The 7,486-nt window shown below is 70.5% G+C and carries 7 protein-coding genes and 1 pseudogene; 5 read left to right on the top strand and 3 right to left on the bottom strand.

Translation table 11 applies throughout. The annotated features are described in order from the left end of the window. Positions 1–18: 18 nt before the first annotated feature. Together ASD66_RS20415 and ASD66_RS24590 are read left to right on the top strand one after the other, a co-directional pair. A complete protein-coding gene (locus ASD66_RS20415; RefSeq protein WP_235530181.1) occupies positions 19–789 on the top strand; it encodes a 3'(2'),5'-bisphosphate nucleotidase CysQ in 771 nt (256 codons plus the stop codon). 379 nt (positions 790–1,168) lie between these two features. Next, entirely contained in the window at positions 1,169–1,306 is a 138-nt protein-coding gene (locus ASD66_RS24590) for a hypothetical protein (protein ID WP_156388819.1), read from the top strand. A gap of 44 nt (positions 1,307–1,350) precedes the next feature. On the opposite strand, the gene ASD66_RS20420 is transcribed toward ASD66_RS24590, so the two are convergent. Beyond that, positions 1,351–2,715, bottom strand: a complete 1,365-nt coding sequence (locus ASD66_RS20420; protein WP_056685953.1) for a helix-turn-helix domain-containing protein — start codon at positions 2,713–2,715, stop codon at positions 1,351–1,353. Between the two features lie 164 nt (positions 2,716–2,879). Here ASD66_RS20420 and ASD66_RS20425 point away from each other — a divergent pair, with 164 nt between their 5' ends. Continuing rightward, the gene (locus ASD66_RS20425; RefSeq protein ID WP_056685956.1) at positions 2,880–3,278 is read left to right on the top strand and encodes a VOC family protein; all 399 of its coding nucleotides are present in this window, start codon (positions 2,880–2,882) and stop codon (positions 3,276–3,278) included. 81 nt (positions 3,279–3,359) lie between these two features. On the opposite strand, the gene ASD66_RS20430 is transcribed toward ASD66_RS20425, so the two are convergent. Together ASD66_RS20430 and ASD66_RS20435 are read right to left on the bottom strand one after the other, a co-directional pair. After that, positions 3,360–5,975 carry a DUF4153 domain-containing protein gene (locus ASD66_RS20430; protein WP_082564021.1) on the bottom strand — a complete coding sequence of 872 codons (2,616 nt, stop codon included), beginning with the start codon at positions 5,973–5,975 and terminating at the stop codon, positions 3,360–3,362. Then, entirely contained in the window at positions 5,972–6,667 is a 696-nt protein-coding gene (locus ASD66_RS20435; protein ID WP_056685959.1) for a response regulator transcription factor, read from the bottom strand. The genes ASD66_RS20430 and ASD66_RS20435 overlap by 4 nt, the downstream gene beginning before the upstream one ends. Before the next feature lie 166 nt (positions 6,668–6,833). Between ASD66_RS20435 and ASD66_RS20440 the strand changes: the two genes are divergently transcribed. Together ASD66_RS20440 and ASD66_RS25435 are read left to right on the top strand one after the other, a co-directional pair. Then, entirely contained in the window at positions 6,834–7,280 is a 447-nt protein-coding gene (locus ASD66_RS20440) for a Zn-ribbon domain-containing OB-fold protein (protein WP_156388820.1), read from the top strand. Beyond that, positions 7,277–7,486 (top strand): annotated as a pseudogene (locus ASD66_RS25435) (lipid-transfer protein); the annotation flags it as partial. The gene ASD66_RS20440 and the pseudogene ASD66_RS25435, both read left to right, overlap by 4 nt.

The raw sequence follows: 7,486 nt of genomic DNA on the forward strand, positions 1-7,486 counted from the left end.
CTTCAGTAGGCTCTGCCCGTGACTACAGAGATCCCCGCCGCAGCGGCCACCGACGACCACATCTTCGCCACCTGGCTGGCCACCGTTGCCGGTGAGCGACTCCTCGAGGTGCGCACCCAAGGCCTCGAGGGCCGCGAGCTCAAGGACGCCGGTGACGCGGCCGCCCAGGCGTTGATCGCCGAGCTGCTCGCCGAGCACCGGCCCGACGACGCGGTGCTCTCCGAGGAGGCCGCAGACGACAAGTCCCGCCTCGACGCCTCGCGGGTCTGGATCATCGACCCGCTCGACGGCACCCGCGAGTTCTCCGAGCCCCCGCGCGACGACTGGGCGGTCCATGTCGCGCTCTGGCAGGACGGCGACCTCACCGTCGGTGCGGTCGCGCAGCCCGCCCTTGGCGAGACCTTCAACACCGGCACTCCTTCCGTGGTTCCGGCCCGTACGTCGACCCGGCCCCGCATCGCCGTCTCGCGCACCCGTCCGCCGGCGTTCGTGCAGGCACTGGCCGAGGAGATCGACGCCGAGCTCGTGCCGATGGGCTCGGCCGGCGTGAAGGTGATGTCCGTCGTACGCGACCTCGCCGACGCCTACGTGCACGCCGGCGGACAGTACGAATGGGACAACGCGGCACCGGTCGCCGTGGCGCGGGCAGCCGGCCTCTTCTGCTCGCGGGTCGACGGGTCCGAGCTGGCCTACAACCAGGACGACGTCTCCCTGCCCGACCTGATCGTCTGCCGCCCCGAGCTTGCCTCGCAGATCGTCGACTTCGTCAAGCGCCACGGCACCGAGTGACATCGGCCCTCCGGGGCGGATGAGCGGCCGGAAATGAAGAAACCCCCCGACGGGAATCGGGGGGTTTCGCAGCGCAGGGGGGGACCTGAACGCTATTTCCGCCGAGCCCGTGGGGGTGGGCCGGGGTGTTCCTTCCAGTTGGCGCCGGGGGGATTGTTGCCAACTGGACTTGACTGAAATTTACCCATAAGTCCCCGAAGTTGTCTTCCTTTTGCGAGAATTCGAAGGAAGTCGTGCTGAGAACGTCACGCACGACGAATTCGGGAGCAAGATCAGGCTCAAAGAGCCGGATCTCGCCGGCGCTGGTCTGGACCAGTGGCGGCTCAGTCTTCGGGGGAGACTGATCAATCAGGGAATCACTTCTGGGAGGAAGAGCATCATGAAGAAGGCACTCATCACACTGGTCGTCACCGCTGTCGCAGCACTCGGCGTGGCAGGTCCGTCGATGGCCAAGTCCGACAACGACGCAAGGGGCGGCAACACCACCATGCGCATCGGCGACGGTTGGTGCTGCTGAACGCTCTCCGCCTCGGGTGAGCCAGGGCGCGGCGTTCACGTAGGTCAGGAATCCACGCGGACCTTGACCTGGACGCTGCGTGCCCGGCTGCGCAAGCCCGTGGATGCCGCCGCACTCCGGTAGGCATCGCGGGCTGCATCCGTGTCCCCGATGTCCTCCAGCTGACAGGCCAGCTCGAACCAGAGCTGGGCTGCGCTGCGGTCTGCACCGAGGCCGGTCAGGATCTGCACGGCCTCGAGGTAGCGTGCCTTGGCGGCCTCGGGCTCACCCAGTGCTGCCATCGCCTGTCCTTCGACGGACTTCGCGTCGGCTGCGATGAGCGGTGCGGTCTCGAGCGCCGTCGCGTGGACGTGCGCGCTCAGCTGTCGCGCCTCGGTGACGTCGCCGGCCAGCAGCAGGGCGCGCGCCATGGTGAGGTCGTTGCGGGCCAGGTCGACCGGGGCCGCACTCGACCACGAGAACTCCAGGGCGGCCTGCTCGAGGTTCAGCCGGACCTTCTCCAGGTCGGGACTTTCCTCGGTCAACCGCATGGACTCCAGCTGCGTACGCAGCCGCGCCAGGTTGCGGGTGTCCTGCCCTTCTCCGAGCAGGGCGAGGGCGCGTTCGGCCAGCGGGATGGCCGAGCTCACGTTGCCGCGGTGCGCCTCCATCATCGAGGCGTTCCAGTACGCCGACGCGCGGGCGGTCGGCGAACCGAGCAGCTCGGCCTTCGACACGGCGGTGCGGCAGACCCGGATCGCGTGACCGGTGTCGCCGCGCTCGAAGTACGCCGAGGCGAGGGTCACCGCCAGCTGCACGGCCTCGTCGGACTTGTCGAGCCCGGCTTCGGTGATCTGGTCGAGCAGGCCCTGGCCGGTCTCGATCGCGGTGGTGAGGTCGCCCGAGTCGCGGTAGCCGCGGGTCAGCGCGATGCCGGCCTTGATGCGCAGTAGGGTGCCGCCGTCCTGGGCGACCAGTGACTCGAGCTCGAGGATCGAGTCGTCGAGCTCGCCGGTCGCCTCGAGTGCCCGGGCCCGCAGGTAGCGAGCCCGCTCGGCGTGCTCGGCGAGCGAGTTCGCCTCCGCCCGGGCGAGGGCGTTCTCGGCCTGGTCGCGGGCCTCGCTGGCCTGGCCCGACTCCAGTGACAGCTCAGCGAAGTCGAGGGTCAGCCGGATCTCGTCGTACTCCGCGGGTGCGACCCCCCCGAGCAGCTGCTCGAGGCCGATGCCCATGCGGGCGGCCAGATCGGTCAGGACCGAGCCGTTGGGACGCCGCTGACCCGATTCGATGCGCGAGATGTAGCCGGTCGAGACGTTGCCACCGGCCAGATCGGACTGGGTCATTCCCTTCGCCACCCGAGCGGCGCGGAGCCGCTTCCCGAGGACGTGGGGGTCGAGTCGTCCGAGAAGCGCGGCCTGGTGAGCGTCCATCTGATGATTGTGACTCGTCGGAGGCAATCGCGGGCAACTTTCACGGCATTCCTCGGGATGAAGGCACGTTCTCAGGAAAATTTCTCCGGAATCCGCCGGAGGGCCTCCTGCCGGGCGGCCCAAAACGGGTCGACCGGCGGGTGCGCGAGCGCGAGACTGCCCCCATGACGTCCTACATCTCGCACACGACGATCGACTGCCACAACGCCTACGAGCTCTCCGAGTGGTGGAAACCCCTCCTCGGGTACGTCGACCTGGACGGCGACCCCAACCTGCCCGGTCACGAGGAGTGCATGATCCGGCACCCCGAGACCGGTCACCTGCTGCTGTTCATCGAGGTGCCCGACGAGAAGCAGGTCAAGAACCGGATCCACTTCGACCTGCGGCCGGTCGAGGGCACCCGCGACGACGAGGTCGTGCGGGTGCTGGGCCTCGGCGCCACGCAGGTCGACGACCAGCGTGGGAAGTACGGCCCCGGCACCGGATGGGTCGTCCTGGCCGATCCCGAGGGGAACGAGTTCTGCATCCTCCGATCGGAGGCCGAGGCCGCCTCCGACAGCTGATCAGCGCCGAACTCACGACGGGTCAGCCAGAACTGGCGACGGGTCAACGAGAACTGGCGACGGGTCGGCATCCACGATGGATCAGTCGGGTTGGGCGCTGCGGCAGAGCGCGTCGTCGTAGGACCAGTCGGCCTCGGCCTCGTGCCACACCGGCGCCGCGCGGTGACGGCCGAGGTTCCACTCCAGCCAGTCGTCGTCGCTCCCGAAGCCGTGACCCATCAGTGCGCACTCGACGACGTCGTCGGGGAGCGTGGCGAGCACGGGTACGGCGTCGTCCGAGAGCCCCTCCAGGTAGAACCAGTCGACCTTGCCGGTCTCCTCGTAGCGGTCGATGTTCTGCTGCGCGATCCACGCGTCGGGGTTGATCGCTGCGAGGCCGAGAATCAGCGTGGCGCCGCTGAGCAGCGCCGCCCGCGGCAGCCAGGTGGCCCGGAGCGTCACGCCGGCGACCATCACGCCGAGGACCAGAAGGCCGAGCCAGCCCTCGAAGACGTCGACCAGCAGGCGGAGCTCGGTGAAGCCGTAGGCCTCCTGGTAGACGTGCATCCGGTAGAGCGCGGAGGCGACCACGACCAGGGTCAGCGCACAGAGCAGTCCGAGTGATCCGCGTAGCCAGGCCAGGTCCGCGGTCGTCGTACGACGTGCCTTTCGCGCGGCGGCCCACACCACCAACAGCGTCAGGGCAGTGGCGACGGTGAGCTGGCCGAAGCCCTGGTGGACGTAGTCGGCGTAGGTCAGGCCGGTGGTGCGCTCGAGGTAGTCGTGGCCGCCGAAGATGACGGTGGCCTGCGCGACCAGGAAGGCGACGAACACGGCGTCGACGAGGAGGACCGGCGCCAGCCACTCGTAGCGGTTCGCGACCGGGCGGGCCGGGGCACCGCTCGCGGCGACGTCGGGAGGGTTGAGGCCGAGGTACGTCGCCGCCAGCACCACGCCGCCGACGGCCACGGTGAGGAACGCGCGCAGCACGAACGAGTCGAGCTCGAGGTCGGGCACCAGCGCGCCGACCCACTCCGCGAACAGCGCATCGGCGGAGGCGAAGAGCAGTCCGAAGACCAGCACGCCGGCCAGGGACAGGACGACCGTGCGGATCGCCGCGGCACTGGTGGCTCGACCGGTGATGCCGCGGGCCGAACGGCCCAGCCAGGGCAGGCCGCGCAGCCCGGCCAGCGGCCACGCGAGACCGGCGATCACGAACGCGGGCAGCGTGCGTCCGTTGACCAGTCCGGCCACGCACAGGGCGCCGCCGGTGAGGAGGCTCAGGACGGCGATCCACTCCGCGTCGCGGAGGACGACGGTGCTGGCGAGCAGCGCGCAGAGGGCCGCGCAGGCCAGGGTGAACGGTGAGCGGCGGTTGACGCTGAACCCGAGGATCACCCCGCCGGCGGCCAGCAGCACCACGAACGTGCCCAGGCCGAGGTCGCGGAACGGGAGCACGATCGCGGCGAGGAGGCCGACCCCCAGGCAGGCCAGCAGGGCACGGAGGTTGCCGGGCAGGTCGTCGGGCCAGAACCTGCCGAACAGGCCGTCGAGCACCGGCTCGGGAGTGACAGTCGGTGCCGCCTTCGGCACGGGGTACGGCGTGGGCGGTGTCGGCACGGTGTTCTCCTGGCTGGTCGCGGTCGCGGTCGCGGTCGTGGAGGTGTCGGCCGGGGCGGCCACGGGTCGGGTGGGCAGTGGCGGTGGGACGGTGGTCCCCGGACTGCGGGGAAGCTCGACGCGCACCCGCGCGCCGCGGGTGCCCGGCTCGGGATCGACGAAGGCGATCCGGCCGCCGTGGAGGTCGGTCACCCAGCGGGCGATGGCGAGCCCGAGCCCGGTGCCGCCACCTCCCTCGGTCTCGGTGAGCGTGCCGAATCGTTCGAAGACGCGCTCCCGGTCGGCGGCCGGGATGCCCGGGCCGCGGTCGGCCACCTCGAGGCGCCAACCGCTGGTCGTCGACCTCGCCGAGATGTCGACGACTCCGCCTGCCGGGCTGTGTCGCGAGGCGTTGTCGAGCAGGTTGGCCACGAGCTGCTGGAGCCGCGCGGGGTCGGCCTCGACCGTGAGCGCTCGGTCGACCGAGACGTCGTACGAGACCTGACGGCCGGTGGCGCCGGCCTCGGCGACTGAGCGTTCGAGGAGGTCCCGCACGTCGACCCGCGTGGTGGAGAGGCTGGCCTCCCCAGCGTCGACGCGGGCCAGGTCGAGCAGGTCCGTGGCGAGGGCAGACAGTCGTTCTGCCTGGGCCAACGCGCTGCGCAACGTCGACGGGTCGGGCTCGGCGACCCCGTCGACCAGGTTCTCGAGCACGGCGCACAGTGCGGCCAGCGGCGTACGTATCTCGTGGCTGACGTTGGCGACCAGGTCGCGACGCTCGCGGTCGACGCCGGCGAGATCCTGGGCCATGGTGTTGAACGCGCGGCCCAGCTCGCCGACCTCGTCGCGGGAGGTGGCGGTGACCCGCATGGTGTAGTCGCCGGTGGCCATCCGTCGTGCGGCGGCGGTCATCTCGCGCAGGGGAGAGGTCATGCCGGAGGCGAGCAGCTGGGTCACGCCCAGGGCGAGGGCGACGGTGACCGGGATGCCGAGCCAGAGCGGGACGCCGCCGCCGGAGCCGATGGAGGCGACCACCGCGGCGACGATCGCGCTGGCCGCGACCAGCAGGCCGAGCTTGACCTTGATCGACGGGACGACGTCGAGCAGCGGGCTGCTCACGGCGTCGCGACCGGTTCGAGCGCGTAGCCGACGCCGTGCACGGTGCGCACCCGGTCGGCGCCGATCTTGGCGCGCAGTGCCTTCACATGGCTGTCGACCGTGCGGGTCCCCGAGGCGCCGGACCAGCCCCACACGTCGGCGTACAGCGTCTCGCGGGTGAGTACGACGCCCGGGCTGCCGGCCAGGCGCATCAGGAGGTCGAACTCGGTGGGCGTCAGGTGGACCTCGGCGTCGGAGACCCAGGCCCGGCGTGCGTCGGAGTCGATGCGCAGGTCGCCGAGGTCGGGCTTGGTGTGGCGGGCCAGCTCGGCCGCCCGCTCCACCCGTCGCAGCAGGGCGGCCACCCGGGCCACCAGCTCGCGCATGCGGAACGGCTTGGTGAGGTAGTCGTCGGCGCCGACGCCGAGCCCGACCAGCACGTCGGCCTCGTCGTCGCGCGCGGTCAGCATCAGCACCGGCACCGGCCGTTCGGCCTGGATCCGCCGGCACACCTCGTGGCCGTCGAAGCCCGGCAGCATCACGTCGAGCAGCACCAGGTCGGGTGCCGACTCGCGGAACAGTGCGACGGCACCGGGGCCGTCGTACGCCTGGACGACGTCGTAACCGGTGCCGCGCAGGCGGTCGGTGACGGCCTGGTTGATGACCGGTTCGTCCTCGACGACAAGGATCCGGGGCGTTGGGCTCTCGGGCATGGAACGAGCGTAGGAGCCGACATGGTCGGGAGTCGCGGACGACTCGTGAAGGTTCTGTGCAGGTCTGCTCAGACTGGCCGTGCCTCGCTCCTCAACCATCGGACCGGGCCTCGGTGCCGGTCATGCATAATGGAACACGTTCTAATTCTGGGCGATGGGCGGAGACATGACCACACCTGCGATCGAGGGCTGGTTCACCACCGGCCACGAGCCCTCGCTGCTGGGCAGCACGTGCACCGAGTGCGGGAACATCGCGTTCCCACCCGAGCGCGACTTCTGCCGGAACCCCGCTTGTGCCGGTGAGACGTTCGAGCTGAGTGAGCTGTCGAGGCGCGGAACCGTGTGGTCCTACACGGACGCGCAGTACCAGCCGCCGTCGCCGTACATTCCAGCGAGTGAGCCGTACGTGCCGTTCGCGTTGGCGGCGGTGGAGCTGCCGGAAGGCCTCGTGGTGCTCGGGCAGCTCGCGTCCGGCTTCGGGGTCGCGGACGTGCGGGTCGGGTCGCCGGTGGAGCTGGTCGTGGAGACGGTCTACTCGGATGAGGTCGGGGAGCGGTCGATGTGGAAGTGGCGTCCCGTGGTCGAGGCTGAGGTCGAGGGGGAGGGCGCATGAGCACCGAGGTCGCGATCGCCGGTGTCGGCATGCATCCGTGGGGGAAGTGGGGTCGTTCGTTCGTGTCGTACGGCGTCGCCGCAGCCCGTGCTGCGTTGGCCGATGCGGGCATCCCGTGGGCTGACGTGCAGCTGATCGTGGGTGGTGAGACGGTCCGCAACGGGTACGGCGGCTATGTCGCGGGTGCGACGTTCGCGCAGGCGTTG

The sequence above is a fragment of the Nocardioides sp. Root151 genome, assembly GCF_001427925.1.
In the GTDB taxonomy this organism is placed as follows: Bacteria; Actinomycetota; Actinomycetes; order Propionibacteriales; family Nocardioidaceae; genus Nocardioides.